This window comes from Cupriavidus sp. WKF15, assembly GCF_029278605.1.
GTDB lineage: Bacteria > Pseudomonadota > Gammaproteobacteria > Burkholderiales > Burkholderiaceae > Cupriavidus.
This window is the reverse complement of record NZ_CP119573.1, coordinates 2,141,085-2,155,915: the sequence shown is the minus strand read 5'-3', so window position 1 is coordinate 2,155,915 and position 14,831 is coordinate 2,141,085. Positions and strand designations below refer to the sequence as shown.

The window sequence follows — 14,831 nt, the reverse complement described above, 5'->3', positions numbered from 1 at the left end:
GCCCTCAGGACGCGACCCCGGCTTCGGCCACCAACTGGTCGCGCAAGAAGCTCAGGAAGGTGCGCACGCCGTCGGGCAGGGTACGTCCGGCAAGGGTCTGCAGCTCGATGGCGCGGCTTTTCATGCCGCGTTCGCGGATCGTCGCGGCATGCAGCTCGCCGCGGCGCAGGCGGTCGCCGACCGTGACCGCGCCCGAGATCGACAGCCCGCCGCCGTGCAGCACGAAGCTGGTCAGGGTCTCGAACTGGTTGCTGACCAGCACCGGCTCGAACGCGATGCCGCGTTCGCCGCACGCAATGTCGAAAAGCTGCCGCACGGTGTTGTCGCCCTCCGGCAGCGCCAGCGCATACGGCTGCATCTGGGCCAGCGTGATGCTGCGAAACCGCGCCAGCGGATGATCGGGCCGCATGATGGCGATCACGGGCGCCGCCTGGCGGTGTTCGACGCGAATGCCTTGCTCGGCAGCCCGGCTGTACGTAATGCCGATATCGGCGTCGCCATGCAGCACGATGCCCGTGACCTCGGCCGGCGGTGCCACGCGCAAGTGGAAGTGAAGCCCCGGGTAGCGTTCGCGGAATTCGGCAATGGCGCGCGGCAGGAACTCGATGGCAAAACCGGCCGAACTGGCCACCCGCACGCGCCCGCGCCGCAGCCCCTGCAGCGCGGCGATCTCCGTCACCACGCGATCCGCCTCCAGCGCATTACGCAGGGCGTAGGCGGCCAGCAGCTCGCCCGCGGCGCTGGCCACCATGCCGCGCGGCCGGCGGTCGAACAGCGGCACGCCCAGCAAGGCCTCCAGCGCCGCCACCTGGCGGCTGACCGCGGACACCGTGACATTGAGCCGCTGCGCCGCCTCGGTCAGCGACCCGGTCCGGACGACTTCCAGGAAATAGCGCAGCGAGGTGTCCTGCAGGCGGTGCGACAGCATCGGTCCGGGCTCCGTGTGGTTGGGGTTTAGGTTTGCGTTTTAGGAAAGGGTATTTGAAAAAATCATCGATTGTGGGAAACCCACGCCGCCCCTATGCTCTTTCCTGACAACGACAGGACGCAGAGGAGACAGGCTTCCATGAACGCGCCAACGGGCAACCCCGCCACCCCAGCCGCCAACCCGACCGATTCCATCCTCGAGCTCGACGCCGTCGCCCTGTCACGGGCCATCCATGCGCGCGAGGTGTCGTGCGTGGAGGTGCTCGACGCCTGTCTGGCACAGATCGACCGCCACAATCCGCGCGTCAATGCCATCGTGGCGCCGGTGGACCGTGACCGTCTGCGCCGGGACGCCGCCGGCCTCGACGGCGAACTCGCCCGGGGCGCGAGCCGCGGCGTGCTGCATGGGTTCCCGCAGGCGCCCAAGGACATCATGCCGGCGGCTGGCATGGTGACCACCAAGGGCTCGCCGATCTTCGCCGGGCAGGTCAGCCAGACCGATGCCGTGATCTTCGAGCGCATGCGCGCCGGCGGCGCACTGTTCGTCGGCCGCACCAACTCGCCCGAGTTCGGCCTGGGCGGGCACACCTACAACCCGGTCTATGGCACCACCCGCAACGCCTGGGACCCGTCACGCTCGGCCGGCGGCAGCAGCGGCGGGGCGGCCGTGGCGGTGGCGCTGCGCATGCTGCCGGTGGCCGACGGCTCGGACATGATGGGATCCCTGCGCACGCCGGCCGCGTTCAACCATGTGTATGGCCTGCGCACCTCGTTTGGCTGCGTGCCGCACGGGCCGACCGAGGAGGTCTTCTTCCAGCAGTTCAGCGTGGCCGGGCCAATGGCGCGCAATGTGCCGGACCTGGCGCTGTTGTTGTCGGTACAGGCCGGGTTTGACCCGCGCCTGCCGCTGACACGCCGTGCCGAGGCACCGGGCAGCTTTGCGCTGCCGTCCGAGCGCGACTGGAGCGGCGTGCGCATCGGGTGGCTCGGCGACCTCGGTGGCCATTTGCCGACCGAGCCCGGCTTGCTCGATACCTGCGTCATGGCGCTCGGTCATCTGCGCACGCTCGGCTGCACGATCGACGCCGCGCTGCCGGACTTCGACCTGGAGCGCTTGTGGCAGGCATGGATCGACCTGCGCAGCTTTGCCGTCGCGGGTGCCAATGGCGCGCTCTACCGCGACCCTGTCAAGCGCGCACAGCTCAAGCCGGAAGCCGCCTGGGAAATCGAACGCGGGCTGGCCCTGTCCGGATCGCGCGTATATGAAGCCATGACTGTACGCAGTGCGTGGTACCAGGCGCTGCGCGCGCTGTTCGAGCGCTTCGACTACCTGGTCATGCCGGCGGCACAGGTCTTCCCGTTCCAGGCCGAACTGGACTGGCCGCACGCCATCGACGGCCGCGACATGGACACGTATCACCGCTGGATGCAGGCCGTGGTGCCGGCGACGATGTCGGGCCTGCCCGCGCTGGCCGCGCCGGCGGGCTTCGGTCGCCAGGGGCTGCCGGCCGGCATCCAGATCATCGGCCCCGCCCAGGCCGACGCCGCGGTGCTGCAGCTCGGCCATGCCTATGACCAGGCGGGTGGCTTCTCGCGCATGCGCAGCCCCTGGCTGGCGTAGGCGCCGGACCTTCGAGTTGATCCGCGGGCGGCAAGCCGCCGTCCGAATGGCTTCGTCTTCCCCTCGTTTCCCCAAAAGCCGCAGGCAGGAGTTGAACCGATGACCGCAACGCCCACGAAATCTTTCCTTGCATGCGCCGGCCTGGCGATGGTGCTGGCTACCGCGCCGGCCGCGGCGCAGGGCCCGGCCTATCCCAACCGGCCAATCCGGCTGGTGGTGCCCTTCGCCGCCGGTGGTGCGACCGACGTGCTGGGCCGCTTGCTGGCGGTGGGCCTGACCGAGAAGCTTGGCCAGCCCGTCGTGGTGGAGAACAAGCCCGGCGCCAGCACGGTAGTCGGCGCCGCGCAGGTCGCCAAGGCCGCCCCCGATGGCTATACGCTGCTTCTTGCCGCCAGTACCACATTGACGCTGAATCCGGCCATCCGGCAAAACCTGTCGTACGACCCGATCAAGAGCTTTACGCCCCTGGGGCTCGTCGCCGACATGAGCCTGGTGCTGGTCGCCAACCCCGATCTCCCGGTGAATTCGCTCAAAGACCTGGTGGCACAGGCAAAGGCAAATCCGGACAAATTTTCCTATGGCTCGTTCGGCGCCGGATCGTCCGTGCATTTTGGTGGCGAGATGCTGAAGGCGGCCACTGGTACGCGCATGGTTCACGTGCCGTTCAACGGCAGTGCGCCAAGCCTGACGGCGCTGGCCGGCGGGCAGGTCCAGGTCGCGGTGGACACCGTGGTTGCCAGCCTGCCGCTGATCAAGGGCGGCAAGATCAAGCCATTGGCAGTGCTGTCGGCGCAGCGCCTGCCCGCGTTGCCGCAGGTGCCTACCGTGGCCGAAAGCGGTTATCCCGGCTTCCAGATGGGCACCTGGTTTGCGTTGATAGCGCCGGCTGGCCTGCCGGCACCGGTACAGCAGAAGCTGGAGAAAGCGCTGGTGGAAGTGGCCAACGCGCCCTCAACCAAGGCCCGCATGGTCGAACTGGGCTTGACCCCGGCCTATGGCAATGGCACGGCGGTCAAGGCCCGCGTCGAGAAGGAACTGCCGGAGATGCGGGCGGTGGCGGCGCGCGCGGACATTCACGCGGAGTAGAGAGGCTGGGAGCCGGCAAGAACGTGCCAAACACCGTGAACACGATGACTGCCAGCGAGCGGCCGGTGCGGTAGCTCGTCTGGCCGCATTGGGGTTAAAGCCCCGCGCCAACTACTTAACATAAGACCGATTATGCGTGTGAAAATGTAGCGGCAAAGTTGTAATGTCCGGTTTTGGCAAAGTTCAAATGTCCGCCTGAGCGGTCCATTCGTGTTATTTAGCCTGCCCCGGTTGAACACGATGGAGACGCCAGAGGATGGCTAAATCCGAGGTCATTACAGTCAGCATGCATGAGTTAGACAGGCTCAAGACCGTCCAGGCGGTTGTGGATGGTCAGTTACGGCCCGGTGTGGCCGCAGAACGATTGGAGATCACGGACCGGCAGTTGCGGCGGTTGCTGGAGCGCTACCGGCAAGAAGGTCCGTCGGGACTCGTGACCCGCAAGCGCGGCCGTCCGAGCAACAACCGGCTGTCGGCCGACCGCGAAGCCGCGGCGCTGGGCCTGATCCGGGAACACTACGCCGACTTCGGGCCGACGCTGGCCTGCGAGAAGCTCCGCGAACGCCATGGACTCACGTTGTCCAAGGAAACGATCCGCCGCCTGATGACGGCATCTGGGCTTTGGATACCGCGCAAACAGCGGCCGCCGAAGGTCTACCAGCCGCGCAACCGCCGTGCCTGCTATGGCGAGCTGATTCAGATCGACGGCTGCGATCACCGCTGGTTTGAGGAGCGCGCTGCGGCCTGCACGCTGCTGGTCTATGTCGACGACGCCACCAGCCGGATCATGGAACTGCGCTTTACCCATTCCGAGGCCACGTTCACATACTTCGCTGCAACTCGCGCCTACCTGGAGCGCCATGGCAAGCCGGTGGCGTTTTACAGCGACAAGGCCAGCGTCTTCCGGGTCAACAAGCCGAATGCCACCGGCGGCGATGGCCATACCCAGTTTTCCCGGGCCTTGTTCGAGCTGAACATCGAGGGCATCTGCGCCAACAGCAGCCAGGCCAAGGGCCGCGTCGAACGGACCCACCTGACGTTGCAGGACCGCTTGGTCAAGGAGCTGCGCCTTCGCAATATCAGCACCATGGAAGCTGCCAACGCCTTCATGCCCGAATTCATCGCGGACTACAACGCGCGCTTCGCCAAGGTCCCGCGTAACAGCCATAACGCGCATCGTCCGCTGCGACCGGATGAGAACCTGGATCTGATCTTCGCCTGGCGCGAACCACGCTGCGTCTCGAAGAGCCTGACGATCCAGTACGACAAGATGCTCTACCTGCTGGCAGATACACCCGAGCACCGCAAGCTCGCCGGTCGCTATATCGACGTCTACCACTACCCCGACGGCAGGATCGAGCCACGCGCGAATGGCGTCGCCCTGCCCTACACCATCTACGACAAGCTGTCGGAAGTCGATCAGGGGGCAATCGTGGATAACAAGCGGCTGGGGCACGTATTGCAACTGGCGCAGTACGTTCAGGAGAAACGCGACAACACGCGATCTCTCTCTTTGCCTGCCACCGAAGGCGTTGTCCGCAAGCGTGGGCGACCGCCAGGCAAGAAGTCACAGCGCTCGCTGGATCAGAACGACATGTTGGAAGCGCTAAAACGCTTACAGCAGCAACCGTGGCCGCTTAACGGAACTGAGAACTGATTTCCGCTTACTCCTGGGAATTCAAATCCGCCCTGCTGGAATGACAGCCCCACCCTGAGCTGGACTCCGTCGTGTCAGGCCAGCACCACCGCCCTACGGGAACCTCAAAAGACTGAACAAACAAGCTGAAAAGACGCCGGACAACCGGACATTTCAACTTTGCTGGCGCCCGGACATTTCAACTTAGCTTTGACAAAAATCTGTTGCGTGAGGTAGCGGACCTCAGGGCTTCTCCGCCGCCCCGTGCTCCTCGCCCAGCTTCCGTCGCACCATGCCACGCTGGGCCATTAACAGGAGCGGCGTGGCAGCCATGGACAGCGCGACCACAGCGGTCACGATCGACATTTGCTCTCCATTTACCAGGCGGGCTTCCTCGGCGGCAGCCATGACTACAAACGCGAACTCGCCGCCTTGGGAAATCAGGATCGCGAAATACAAACGTTCCCGCTGCGGCACCTGGAACCGCTTTGCCAGGTACAGCAATGCCCCCAGCTTGGTACCCACGAGCAGGAAGACCAGCACCGCGACCAACAGCGGATTTCTTGCCAGCACGCCAAAGTCGATGGACATGCCAACCGCCATGAAAAACAAGCCCAGCAGCACGCCTTTGAATGGCGCGATATCCGCCTCGATTTCCTCGCGACAATCGGAACCGGCCAGCAGCACACCGGCCAGGAACGCGCCAAGCGACATCGACAGGTGCACGCTGTGCATGAGCAGCGCAATGCCAATCACCCAGAGCAGCGCGAATACCGTCAGCGTGTCCCGGGTGCCGCTCTTTTTGATGAAAGGCAGCAGATAGCGCAACACGAAGCTGCCGGCAATGATCACGGCGGCGAGCATGGCCAATGCCTTCAGGGCAAGGCTCCAGCCCTCGTTCGCACTGTGAGCATCCGGTATCGGGGACAGCAGCGGCAACAGCGCGATCATCGGAATCGCGGCGATGTCCTGGAACAGCAAGATGCCGAAGCTGGTCTGGCCAAGGCGCGTATGCATCAGGCCCTGTTGCTCCAGGATCGCGATGACCATCGCCGTGGACGACAGGGACAGCGCAAATCCGGCGGCAATTCCAACGCGCCAGTTCACGCCGAAGCCGATGAATGCAGCCGCCAGCAGCGCCGCGCACAGCGCCACCTGCATCCCGCCGTAGCCGAAAATGGACTGGCGCATCTTCCATAGCTTGCGAACATCCATTTCGATACCGATGACAAACATCATCAGTACGATACCGAGTTCGGAGACATGGAAGACCGGGTCGACCTCTTCGACCAGGCCCAGCACGGAAGGCCCTATCGCCACGCCGGCTACCAGATAGCCCAGCACGGAGCCGAACCCCAGTCTGACCGAGATCGGCACGGCGACGAGGGCGGCTGCAAGGAATAGCACGGCGTCGACGAGGAGATTCATGATCCGCGCATCGCTTCGTGTCCGATGATTCGCGAATTCTAGACGCTATTGCCGTGGCGCAACAGGGCGCCCGCCGTGGGATGTCGCCGCTTCGCCACCCTGCTCCCGCATCGGATGCTTTCCCACGCTAAGCCATCAGTAACGCCTCGTACTCTTCCCGGAACTGGTGGAGCGAGCTGTCCACCACCGTCACGGCGCCGTCGATCAGGCCGCAGCGCCCGCTGCCAGGCAGGATGCGGCACAGGTTCTCCAGCGCTTCCAGGTCTGCGCGCACGCCGCGACCCGTATCGATCCGGTTGAGCACGCGCATCAGCTGGAAGGTCCCGCCCTTGCATGGCGGGCACTGGCCACACGAACCCTGCGCGAAAAAGCCTACATATTCAGCCACCTTGCGCACGATGCTGGTGCCTTCCGAGACGACGATCATGGCCCCGGTCCCCAGGCGCGAGTGCCGCTGCCGGACCGAGTCGAAATCCAGCGCCACGTCCAGGTCACGCTTGGTCAGCAAGGTATTGGACGGGCCGCCCGTGAACACCGCCTTGAACTCCTTGCCCTGGAGCATCCCGCCGCCATGCCGGAACACCAGTGTCTCCAGGCTGGTCCCCGTCGGCAGTTCATACAAGCCAGGCCGCAGGACGTCGCCCGAGAGCGAGTACAGCTTGGTGCCCGCGGCATTGCCGATCCCCAGGTCCCGGTACCACTGCGCCCCGTGGCGCAGGATGCCCGGCACATGGGCCAGCGTCTCGGTGTTGTTCACGACCGTCGGCGCGCCGTGCACGCCGTGCTGGGCTGGGAAAGGCGGCTTGCGGCGCGGGAACGGGAATCCGCCCTCGACGCTTGCGATCACCGCGGTTTCCTCGCCGCCGATATACAGGCCCGAACTCGGCACCACGCTGAGCGATACCGGTCTGCCGACCACTCGGGCAAGCTCGGCGAACAGTGCATGCGCCTGCCACTGCTGCACCGCTTCCCGCGCCATCGCGAGCGACAGCGGCTGGTGCGGATTGATGTACAGCACCACATGGTTGGCCCCGGTCGCGGCCGCGGCGACCAGCGCGCCCTCGATCACCTGGTGCGGCGTGTGCTCCAGCAGGAACCGGTCCTTGAACGTGCCCGGCTCGTCCTCGTTGCCGTTGCAGATGATGAATTTGTCGGCATCCGCCGCAGCGGCCACCGGTGCCCATTTGCGATGCGTGGCGAAGCCCGCGCCGCCCATGCCGCGCAGGTCCGCCTGCTCGATGATGGCGAGGATGGCACCTGGATCGCGCAGCGCCGTGGCCAGGCCTTCTCCGCCGCCGCACGCAAGCCAGGCGTCCAGGTTGGCGCCGACCCGGATGTCCGGCTTGAGGAGAACCTGATTCAAGGTATCCATCGCGCGCTCCATTGACCGTTCACCGCATCCCGCCGACCGCCCGGCCATGGGCGCCAGCGTTCAGCCCGGCATCGACGCGCAAGTCGAAATGCGCATACCCCGGGAAGAGCTGGGGCGCCTTGACGTGCAGCGGCAGCCCGGCCAGCGTCAGTTCGCGCTGCCACGCATGTACATGGCCGATGCCTGCACGCGCAGCCATCAGGCCTCCCCGCTCCTGCGCCGCGCTGGCGCCGGCCCGCCTGCCCATGCTCAGGATGTCCAGCAGCGCGTTTCCCATCAGCCGGTTGCGGCCATGGATGCCGCCCGTGACTTCGCCAACGCAGTACAGGCCCGGCACGCTGGTCGCGCCACTCTTGTCGATGGCGACGCCACCATTCTGGTAGTGCAAGGTCGGGTAGACCAGGAACGGCTCCTGAGCAGCATCCTGGCCGCATTTGCTGGCGAGATGGCGCAGCGTGACGAGCCGCTTGGCAAGGATGCCGGGGTTTTCCATTTCCAGCGTCGGGGTATCGAGAAACACCCCGACCTGTGCGCCGCGGACAATGCCGCGCCCCTGCGCGCATTCGCGCAGGATGGCCGATGCCACCACGTCACGCGGCTTCAGTTCGTCGACGAAGCGCTCGCCCTCGCCGTTGAGCAGCCTGGCGCCGGCCGACCGCGCCGCTTCCGAGATCAGGCCGCCGGCAAGATGCGGCGGGTAGGCGATGCCGGTCGGGTGGTACTGGAACGAATCGAGTTCGCGCAGGCGCGCTCCGAGCCGGTAGGCGAGCACCAGTCCGTCGGCCGTGGCGCCGTAATGGTTCGAGGTCGGGAACGCGTTCAGGTGCAGCCGCCCTGCCCCGCCCGTGGCCAGGATCACGGCGCGCGCGCGCACCAGCACGAATGTGCGCCATTCGAGGTTGTAGATCACGGCCCCGGCGCAGCGGCCGCGCTCTTCGGACAGCAGCTCGACCACCGGGCAGCGGTTCCACACCGCCACGCCAGCCTGCATGTCGACCGCCTCGCGCAGTACGCGCATCATCTCCAGGCCCGTGTAGTCCCGGTACGAAAGGATGCGCGCGGCGGAGGCGCCGCCCGGCTTCTTGCGCATCAGGTTGCCGCCGAAAGGCCTGTCCTCTTCCTGGTCGAACATCATGCCCAGCCGGATCAGCCAGCGGATCACGTCGGGGCCATCCATCACCATCTGCGCGACCAGCTCGGGGTCGCCGCGGAAGTGCCCGGCGCGCAAGGTGTCCTCGAAATGCAGCTGCGGACTGTCGTCCTCGCCGATGGCCGCCTGGATGCCCCCTTCTGCCATCACGGTATTGCTGTCACCAAGGCGCAGCTTGGTGGCAAGGATCACCTGCGCGCCCTGTCCGGCTGCGGTGAGCGCGGCCGCGCACCCGCCACCGCCGCCGCCAATGACCAGCACATCGGTAGAGACCAGCTGCGCGCCGGCCATGTCGACGTCGTCGATCAGCGCATTGGCCTGCAGGCTGCGCGCGAGATCCGGCTGGCACGGGTCGCCGCGGTTGACGCCGACCACCAGCGGCACGCGCGCATTGGGCCCGTGGTCGGGGTGGTAGCCCTTGAGCAACTCGTCAACGGAGGTATCGTCGCTGCGTACCTTTGGCGCCATGCCGGGGCGGTAACGCCTGAGCGCGTCTTCGTAAGGAATGCCGGCTGGCATGATCGTGCCCCTTCAGACCGGTGGCCGCGCCCCTGGCGCGTCAAAGTCGATTGCCATCTCGCCGCTTTCGATCTGCTGCAATCGCAGCATGAGGTTGGCCGGGCGCAGCGTCTGCGCCGCGATCATGCGCCGCACGAACAGGCCGAGATGGTTGGGGCGGATATGCTCGGGACAGGCCAGCGTGCACAGGTTGCACATGACGCATTCGTCGAAGACGTGGCTCGCCGCGGTCAGCCTGCCTTCCACCGCGCTGCGCACGCCCTCCTGCACTTCCAGGCCCTTCGGGCAAGCGCGGTCGCAGCCGCTGCAGTGCCGGCAATGCGCTGCCTCCGGAAACACGTTGGCGATGGTGCGCAGGGCGTCCCAGCTGTCGCCGGTCTCCTCCATGCGGTAGACGTGCCGTTCCGATTCCGTGAAGTAATCCAGGAAGGCAACCTGCATGCCGTCCTCGACCAGCGTTTCGCAGGCCAGCGCGGTCTTCACGTCCGGCTCGCCGCTGCGGCGCACCATGACGCGGCACGACCCGCATACACCCTGGCCCATGCAGCCGACGCCTTCCACCAGCGTTTCGCCGGCATGCACGAACGCCTGCAGGATGGAGCAATTGGCGGGCGCCTCGACGGGGCGTCCTTCGATGCTCAAGCGTACCAGTCCCATTGTTTGCCCCGGTCGCAGGCGCCGCCGGCGCCATACTGGCGTTTCCGCCGAAAAGGTCATATAAACCTTAGCACAGTGAAGGTTTTGCAAAGGGAGCGTCGCATGCGTGCTGACTGGAAGGAAGCCTTTTGCCTGGTGCTCGCGGCAGTCGTGCTGGCGCTCATTCCGGCACCGGAAGGTCTTGCCCAGCACACCTGGTTCAGCTGATTGGCGTGCCGCTGCTATTGTGAGACGGCAACCGCCGGCTCCGTATTCGCAACCATTGGGTGAACCATGAAAAGACAGGCGGGAAACCTGAGTCAATCCATCGCCGCACTGGGCTGCGCCTGCCTGCTCGGCCTCACTGCGACAACTGCCGTCGCGGCGCAGTACTTCGACACGCCCGACGCCGCCATGAACGCCTTCGGCCAGGCGGTCCGCGACAATGACGAAGCCGCGATGAAAAGCATGCTGGGGGCCAACTACCGCGACATCATCCCGCCGGTAGGCGCGGGTGTCCGGGACCGCTTCGCCAGTGCCTGGGCGGTCTCGCACAGCGTCCAGCAATCCGGCAAGCGCGCGGTCATCGCCGTGGGCAAGGATGGCTGGACCTTGCCCGTGCCGCTGGTCAGGTCCGCCAAGGGATGGCAGTTCGATACACAGGCCGGCGCCCGCGAAATGCGCGTGCGCCGCATCGGCCGGAACGAACTCGCCGTGATCCAGACCATGCAGGCCATTTGCGACGCGCAGGACGAGTACGCCCAGACCACCCACGATGACGAGAAGCGGATGGTCTATGCCAGCACGCTCGCGAGTTCACCCGGCAGGCATGACGGGCTCTATTGGCCGACCGGCCCGCAGGAGCCGCCTAGCCCGCTTGGCCCCGCCTTCCGCGACGCCGGCGAGCGCAATGCCAGCAAGGAGGGCTATCACGGCTACCAGTACAAACTGCTGACCGGGCAAGGGCCGCACAGTGACGGCGGCGCGTTGAACTACATGGTCGACGGCAGGCTGTTCGGCGGCTTCGCTGTCATCGCATGGCCGGTGAGCTACGGCGACACCGGCGTGATGAGTTTCATCGTCAACCACAAGGGACAGGTCTACCAGCGCGACCTTGGGCCCGACAGCGCCCGCAAGGCCGCTGCCACGCAGACCTTCGACCCGGCGCCCGGCTGGAAAAAGGTGTCGCCATGAAGCCGCGCGTCCTCACCACAGCGTGTTGCGCCGTGCTGTTGCTGGCGGCATGCCAGACTGCCGGGCCGCCTGCGGCCGGGCAGGCGCCCGCGATGCCTGGCGCGGCGACGCCGCAGGCACAGCGAGAGCCCGCGCCCTACAAGGCGGAGGAGATCGAGGCCATGGTCGCGCCGATCGCGCTCTACCCCGATCCCCTGCTCTCCCAGGTCCTGATGGCTTCGACCTATCCGCTGGAAGTCACCCTCGCCGCGCGCTGGGTCAAGGCGCACCCGGACGTCAAGGGCGACGCGGCAATCAAGGCGGTACAGGGCGAATCATGGGATGTCAGCGTGAAGTCGCTGGTGGCGTTCCCGCAGATCCTGGAGCCCATGGGCGACAAGCTCGACTGGACCCAGAAGCTGGGCGATGCCTTCCTGGCCCAGCAGAAGGACGTATTCGATGCGATACAGCGCCTGCGCGTGCGCGCCCGGCAGGCTGGCCACCTGGAGTCGGGGCCGCAGCAGACCGTGACCGTGGAACCAGCTGGCGCGGCCGGCGCGCCGCAGACCATCGTGCGCATCGAACCAGCCAATCCGGACGTGGTTTACGTACCGGTGTACGATCCGGCGATCGTCTATGGCGGCTGGGGCTATGCGGGCTACCCATACTACTACTGGCCGCCCTATGGCGCCTATTACCCCGGAAGCGCGGTTGGCAGCGGCATCGCATTTGGCATCGGCCTGGCCGCGGCCGCCGCGATCTTCGGCAACTGCGACTGGAACAACGGCGGCGTCCATGTGGAGCACCACAAGGCCAGGAACATCGACCGCAACTTCGACGCCAGCAAATTGCAGGGCGACCGCTGGCAGCATGACGCGCGGCACCGTCAGGGGGTTGCCTACCGCGACAATGCCACGCGCGAGAAGTTTGGCCGCAGCAACGCCGGCGCCGCGGGCCGCGACGGCTTTCGCGGGCGCGACGCAGCCGGTGGCCGCGACAACGGCTTCCAGGGCGTGGGCGGTGGCGGCAGTGCTGTACAGCGCGACGTCAATCGCGGGCGATCCAGCCTCGGGTCGGGTTCAGGCCGGGGTGGGGGCTTTAGTGGCGGCGCGCGTGGCGGCGGGTTTGGCGGACGGGGTGGCGGCGGGCGGCGGTAGCCGGCGCGGGGGCCTGCCAGCGAGCTTTCCCAGGCGAGGGATCTTGGCATCACCCGCCCCTCGCATCCTGAACCGCCTCGCCGCGGAACGCGCATTGTAGGATCGCACCCGACAGCAGACCGCCGCGCTTTCGGCCACTATGGCGAGAGTTCCACCCGCATCCCCGCCATGTCGGCATCCGGCCCCGCCAGCCCCACCCCCGGCCCCACCCCCAGCCCCAGCCCCGCGCCTGAACGGCACGATATCTTCCGTACGCTCGTCGATACGATTTCCGACTACGCAATCTTCCTGCTCGATACGGACGGCACGGTCATGAGCTGGAACCGCGGTGCGCAGCGCATCGAGGGATATGAGGCGGGTGAGATCATTGGCTCGCATTTCTCGCGCTTCTATACCGAGGAAGCGATCGCCCGCGGCTGGCCGCGCAAGGAACTGGAGCTGGCCAGGCGGCATGGCCACCTGGAAGACGAAGGCTGGCGCGTCCGCAAGGACGGCACCCGGTTCTGGGCCGACGACCTGATCACCGCCTTGCACAACGAAGCCGGCGAAGTCATCGGCTTTGCCAAGATCACGCGGGACATGACCGAGCAAATGAAAAGCGCGGCAAAACTGCGGGAAAGCGACGAGACGTTCCGCTTGCTGGTGCTGAACGTCAAGGACTACGCGATTTTCATGCTCGATCCGCATGGCCATGTCGTGAGCTGGAATGCCGGCGCCGCGCAGATAAAGGGCTACCGGAGCAGCGAAATCGTGGGCCGGCACTTTTCCGCGTTCTATCTGCCCGAGGATATCGCGGCCGGCAAGCCGGAACGGCTGATCCAGATAGCCCGCGAGCACGGCAGCGTGCAGGACGAAGGATGGCGTGTCCGCAAGGACGGCTCCCTGTTCTGGGCCAGTGTCACGCTCACGGCAATCCACGACGAGCATCGGCAGTTGCGCGGCTTCGCCAAGGTGACCCGCGACATGAGCGAGCGCAAGAAGCTCGAAGAGGTCGAAGCTTCCGCGCAGCGCATGAAGGAATTCCTTGCAACCCTGGCCCACGAACTGCGCAACCCGCTGGCGCCCATGTACAGCGCCACCTCCATCATGGAGCGGGAGCCCGGCAACGAGGCGCTGGTCAGGGCGAATCTCGGTATCGTGGCTCGCCAGCTCAGGCACCTCACGCGGCTCGTGGACGATCTGCTGGACGTCGGGCGCATCGCAGCCGGAAAGCTGGACCTGCGCCGGTCGGTGATCTCCATCCGCGAGGTCATCGCGGCCGCCATCGAGGCCAGCATGCCGGAACTCGACGCGAGGTTGCAGCGCATCGACATGCAGCCTGGGAACCCGGACTTCCACGTCTTCGGCGATCTCACGCGCCTGGCGCAAGTGCTGCAGAACCTCCTGATCAACGCTTCCAAGTTTTCGCCGGAAGGGACGACGATCACGCTGCGCTGCCGCGTCAATGGCCGCATCGGACAGATTTCCATTGCCGACCAGGGCTGTGGCATTGCTCGGGAAGCCCTGTCCGACGTGTTCAACCTTTTCGTGCAGGGCAGCCAGCCGGGCACGACAAGCACCGGCGGGCTCGGCATCGGATTGTCGCTTTGCCGGTCGATCATCGAACTGCACGAAGGATCGATCACAGCGTCGAGCCAGGGCATCGGCCTGGGCAGCACCTTCCGCGTCAGGCTGCCGGTCGTCACCGAGTCGCACGCCCCGGCGCCGCCCCTGCTGGCCGGTTCCCGCGAGGGACTCAACCTCCTGATCGTCGACGACAACAGCGATGCCGCCGACAGCATGGGCCTGCTGCTCCAGATGACTGGCCACGCTGTCAGGGTTGCCTACGATGGCGTCACGGCACTGCGCAGCGTGGAAGACTTCACGCCGGATGTCGCGCTCATTGACCTGGCCATGCCCGACATGGACGGCTTTGAGCTGGTGCGCGAGCTTCGCGACTATGCCCACCTGCACCACACCCGCTTCTATGCCCTGACGGGCTTTGGCGAGCCCGGGATCAGGGAAGAAGCGGCCCGGGCCGGCTTTGACGGGCATATCGTCAAGCCGGTCGATATCGACGCGCTGACCGAGATTCTGCGGAACGCCGGCAGCGGTCCTGCCAGGTGACGCCGGAGGGAACCGTTTGC

General features: G+C 66.2%; 11 protein-coding genes. 6 read left to right on the top strand and 5 right to left on the bottom strand.

The window, feature by feature from the left end:
- Window positions 1–4: 4 nt before the first annotated feature.
- Window positions 5–928, bottom strand: a complete 924-nt coding sequence (locus CupriaWKF_RS27175) for a LysR substrate-binding domain-containing protein (protein WP_276101526.1) — start codon at window positions 926–928, stop codon at window positions 5–7.
- Window positions 929–1,066: 138 nt separating this feature from the next.
- Between CupriaWKF_RS27175 and CupriaWKF_RS27170 the strand changes: the two genes are divergently transcribed.
- The 3 genes from CupriaWKF_RS27170 to CupriaWKF_RS27160 all read left to right on the top strand — a co-directional run bounded on the left by CupriaWKF_RS27170 (window position 1,067) and on the right by CupriaWKF_RS27160 (window position 5,291).
- Complete coding sequence (locus CupriaWKF_RS27170) at window positions 1,067–2,548, top strand: amidase (RefSeq protein WP_276101525.1); 1,482 nt, start codon at window positions 1,067–1,069, stop codon at window positions 2,546–2,548.
- Between the two features lie 99 nt (window positions 2,549–2,647).
- Complete coding sequence (locus CupriaWKF_RS27165) at window positions 2,648–3,634, top strand: tripartite tricarboxylate transporter substrate binding protein (protein WP_276101524.1); 987 nt, start codon at window positions 2,648–2,650, stop codon at window positions 3,632–3,634.
- Between the two features lie 256 nt (window positions 3,635–3,890).
- Window positions 3,891–5,291, top strand: coding sequence for an ISNCY family transposase (locus CupriaWKF_RS27160; RefSeq protein WP_276101523.1), 1,401 nt, complete (start codon window positions 3,891–3,893; stop codon window positions 5,289–5,291).
- A 222-nt stretch (window positions 5,292–5,513) separates the two neighbouring features.
- Here the strand turns inward: CupriaWKF_RS27160 and CupriaWKF_RS27155 are convergent, their stop codons facing one another.
- The 4 genes from CupriaWKF_RS27155 to CupriaWKF_RS27140 form a co-directional block, all read right to left on the bottom strand.
- Complete coding sequence (locus tag CupriaWKF_RS27155; protein ID WP_276101522.1) at window positions 5,514–6,698, bottom strand: monovalent cation:proton antiporter-2 (CPA2) family protein; 1,185 nt, start codon at window positions 6,696–6,698, stop codon at window positions 5,514–5,516.
- Window positions 6,699–6,825: 127 nt separating this feature from the next.
- Window positions 6,826–8,070: an NADH-ubiquinone oxidoreductase-F iron-sulfur binding region domain-containing protein gene (locus tag CupriaWKF_RS27150; protein ID WP_276101521.1), complete on the bottom strand. Its 1,245-nt coding sequence runs from the start codon at window positions 8,068–8,070 to the stop codon at window positions 6,826–6,828.
- A 19-nt stretch (window positions 8,071–8,089) separates the two neighbouring features.
- Window positions 8,090–9,739, bottom strand: a complete 1,650-nt coding sequence (locus CupriaWKF_RS27145; protein ID WP_276101520.1) for an FAD-binding protein — start codon at window positions 9,737–9,739, stop codon at window positions 8,090–8,092.
- A gap of 12 nt (window positions 9,740–9,751) precedes the next feature.
- The gene (locus CupriaWKF_RS27140) at window positions 9,752–10,390 is read right to left on the bottom strand and encodes a 2Fe-2S iron-sulfur cluster-binding protein (RefSeq protein WP_276103228.1); all 639 of its coding nucleotides are present in this window, start codon (window positions 10,388–10,390) and stop codon (window positions 9,752–9,754) included.
- A gap of 279 nt (window positions 10,391–10,669) precedes the next feature.
- Between CupriaWKF_RS27140 and CupriaWKF_RS27135 the strand changes: the two genes are divergently transcribed.
- The 3 genes from CupriaWKF_RS27135 to CupriaWKF_RS27125 all read left to right on the top strand — a co-directional run bounded on the left by CupriaWKF_RS27135 (window position 10,670) and on the right by CupriaWKF_RS27125 (window position 14,811).
- The gene (locus CupriaWKF_RS27135; RefSeq protein WP_276101519.1) at window positions 10,670–11,569 is read left to right on the top strand and encodes a DUF2950 domain-containing protein; all 900 of its coding nucleotides are present in this window, start codon (window positions 10,670–10,672) and stop codon (window positions 11,567–11,569) included.
- 92 nt (window positions 11,570–11,661) lie between these two features.
- Complete coding sequence (locus tag CupriaWKF_RS27130) at window positions 11,662–12,705, top strand: DUF3300 domain-containing protein (RefSeq protein WP_276103226.1); 1,044 nt, start codon at window positions 11,662–11,664, stop codon at window positions 12,703–12,705.
- 168 nt (window positions 12,706–12,873) lie between these two features.
- Window positions 12,874–14,811, top strand: a complete 1,938-nt coding sequence (locus CupriaWKF_RS27125) for a PAS domain S-box protein (protein WP_276101518.1) — start codon at window positions 12,874–12,876, stop codon at window positions 14,809–14,811.
- Window positions 14,812–14,831 lie beyond the last annotated feature (20 nt).

What these genes read in the sequence shown, in the direction of transcription:
- CupriaWKF_RS27175 (WP_276101526.1), bottom strand. Translation starts at nt 928, where the DNA reads ATGCTGTCGCACCGCCTGCAGGACACCTCGCTGCGCTATTTCCTGGAA.
- CupriaWKF_RS27170 (WP_276101525.1), top strand. Translation starts at nt 1,067, where the DNA reads ATGAACGCGCCAACGGGCAACCCCGCCACCCCAGCCGCCAACCCGACC.
- CupriaWKF_RS27165 (WP_276101524.1), top strand. Translation starts at nt 2,648, where the DNA reads ATGACCGCAACGCCCACGAAATCTTTCCTTGCATGCGCCGGCCTGGCG.
- CupriaWKF_RS27160 (WP_276101523.1), top strand. Translation starts at nt 3,891, where the DNA reads ATGGCTAAATCCGAGGTCATTACAGTCAGCATGCATGAGTTAGACAGG.
- CupriaWKF_RS27155 (WP_276101522.1), bottom strand. Translation starts at nt 6,698, where the DNA reads ATGAATCTCCTCGTCGACGCCGTGCTATTCCTTGCAGCCGCCCTCGTC.
- CupriaWKF_RS27150 (WP_276101521.1), bottom strand. Translation starts at nt 8,070, where the DNA reads ATGGATACCTTGAATCAGGTTCTCCTCAAGCCGGACATCCGGGTCGGC.
- CupriaWKF_RS27145 (WP_276101520.1), bottom strand. Translation starts at nt 9,739, where the DNA reads ATGCCAGCCGGCATTCCTTACGAAGACGCGCTCAGGCGTTACCGCCCC.
- CupriaWKF_RS27135 (WP_276101519.1), top strand. Translation starts at nt 10,670, where the DNA reads ATGAAAAGACAGGCGGGAAACCTGAGTCAATCCATCGCCGCACTGGGC.
- CupriaWKF_RS27130 (WP_276103226.1), top strand. Translation starts at nt 11,662, where the DNA reads ATGCCTGGCGCGGCGACGCCGCAGGCACAGCGAGAGCCCGCGCCCTAC.
- CupriaWKF_RS27125 (WP_276101518.1), top strand. Translation starts at nt 12,874, where the DNA reads ATGTCGGCATCCGGCCCCGCCAGCCCCACCCCCGGCCCCACCCCCAGC.